This window comes from Streptococcus infantis, from assembly GCF_001579645.1.
GTDB lineage: Bacteria > Bacillota > Bacilli > Lactobacillales > Streptococcaceae > Streptococcus > Streptococcus infantis_E.
This window is the reverse complement of record NZ_KQ970819.1, coordinates 161,858-163,517: the sequence shown is the minus strand read 5'-3', so window position 1 is coordinate 163,517 and position 1,660 is coordinate 161,858. Positions and strand designations below refer to the sequence as shown.

General features: G+C 35.7%; 5 protein-coding genes. All 5 read left to right on the top strand.

What is annotated here, in order from left to right; translation table 11 throughout:
- The first annotated feature begins 55 nt into the window (after positions 1-55).
- Entirely contained in the window at positions 56-358 is a 303-nt protein-coding gene (locus SINDD18_RS10980; RefSeq protein ID WP_193750832.1) for an RHS domain-containing protein, read from the top strand.
- Positions 307-540: an RHS repeat domain-containing protein gene (locus SINDD18_RS10975; protein ID WP_193750836.1), complete on the top strand. Its 234-nt coding sequence runs from the start codon at positions 307-309 to the stop codon at positions 538-540. Before SINDD18_RS10980 ends, SINDD18_RS10975 begins: the two co-directional genes overlap by 52 nt.
- A complete protein-coding gene (locus SINDD18_RS05130; RefSeq protein ID WP_196755703.1) occupies positions 503-853 on the top strand; it encodes an HNH endonuclease signature motif containing protein in 351 nt (116 codons plus the stop codon). The genes SINDD18_RS10975 and SINDD18_RS05130 overlap by 38 nt, the downstream gene beginning before the upstream one ends.
- A 4-nt stretch (positions 854-857) precedes the next feature.
- Entirely contained in the window at positions 858-1,085 is a 228-nt protein-coding gene (locus SINDD18_RS05125; protein WP_061863343.1) for a hypothetical protein, read from the top strand.
- A gap of 116 nt (positions 1,086-1,201) precedes the next feature.
- On the top strand, positions 1,202-1,660 hold a 459-nt coding region (locus tag SINDD18_RS05120), incomplete at its 3' end, for an SMI1/KNR4 family protein (RefSeq protein ID WP_061863342.1).

The window sequence follows — 1,660 nt, the reverse complement described above, 5'->3', positions numbered from 1 at the left end:
CGCTTCGATTAGCAAACCGCAGCCCCGCACAAAACCTTCAGTCCTGAAGTAGGATATGTGCGGTACGTACGCACGCGGTTTCGTCTATCAAAACCACATCAACGAAGACGGCGAAAGCCGGCAACAAACCCACTACTTCCACTGCGACCAAATCGACATACCACGCGAGATGACTGACATCTACTGCAATCTCTTATGGTACGGCGAATACACCGCCTGGGGTCGTCTGAAAAAGGATGAGCGTGTCTATCAGCACGCGCATCAGCCGTTTAGATTGCAAGACCAGTATTGCGACCGTGAGAGGGACTGCATTACAACTTTTTCAGGTATTATGAGCCTGATGCGGGTCAGTTTGTAAATCAGGATCCGATTGAGTTGAAAGGTGGGGAGAATCTTTATGAATTTTCACCCAATATAAATAGTTGGTTTGATACTTTAGGATTAAGTCCTAGAAATTTACCAGAAATTGCATCAGAAATGGTAATTCAATTGGAAAAAATGGTTGAAGGGTATACATGGAAATGCTGGTGTATTTCCTAAATCTGTAGCAGATAAATTACGTGGTAAATCTTTTGATAGTTTTGATGATTTCCGAGCTGCCTTTTGGAAAGAAGTAGCAAAAGATCCAAAATTAGTTGAGGGTTTTTCGAAGGCTAATAAGAAAAGGATGGCTCAGGGGAAAGCACCTAAAGCAGCCAAATGTCAACATGATGGTAAAGTAAGTTCGTATCAAATACATCATAAAACTCCTATTAATCGTGGTGGTGTTTATGATATGGATAATATGCTGATTGTTACACCAAAATTCCATAAAGAGATACTAGACCCGAAATACCATTTTGGAGGAGGATAGCATTATGTTGGATAGATTATATTTAATCAAACTGATTGATCAGTTAAGAAATTTTGAAGGCTCAGAAGAGGATGAAGATTTATTTCTTGAAAAATTAGAAAATTTGGTCACAGATCCAAATATATCAGATTATATATATTGGACAAACATGAGCTCCGAGGAAATAGCTGATAAAGTACTTAGTTACAAACCTATTATCCTCCCTGATTTAAGCAATTCTAAGTCTACATGAAATTTTCAGTTTTAATGTAACGTATATGTGGAATACATACATGTACTATGCGCAATAAACGACCTAATAAGAAATGTTGATTATTTGACAAATTATAACTTAAAGGAGTAATGAAAATGAAAATTAAGAGTTTAGTTGAGAAAATGGGTGGAGTTCAAAGGTTTACATTTGAACCACTGATTCCTACATCTAGAAAATCGATGTCTAAATTTTTAGATATTACTAAAGAAGAGTTTTCAGATTATTTGGATTATCTTGAATTATTTGGTGGAGAGACAGGATTTATAAAAGAATTTAAGTTAATCCCATATAGTGATTTGCCTGAATATTGCTATCCTGATGACGATATTCCTGTAGGTGGTAATATCGAATGGAGTGGTGGTGATTTAGGTTTTTTTTATGGTGAAAATATAAACTACCAACAAAACTCCCAAATTAGTGAAAGGCTTGAAAAATACAAAAATAGAATACCAGATAATTTTCTACCAATATCAAGTAATGAATTTGGTGATTTGATTTGTCTATGTACTCAAGGAGAAAGAATTGGGCAAATTTTCTATTGGGATCATGAAAAT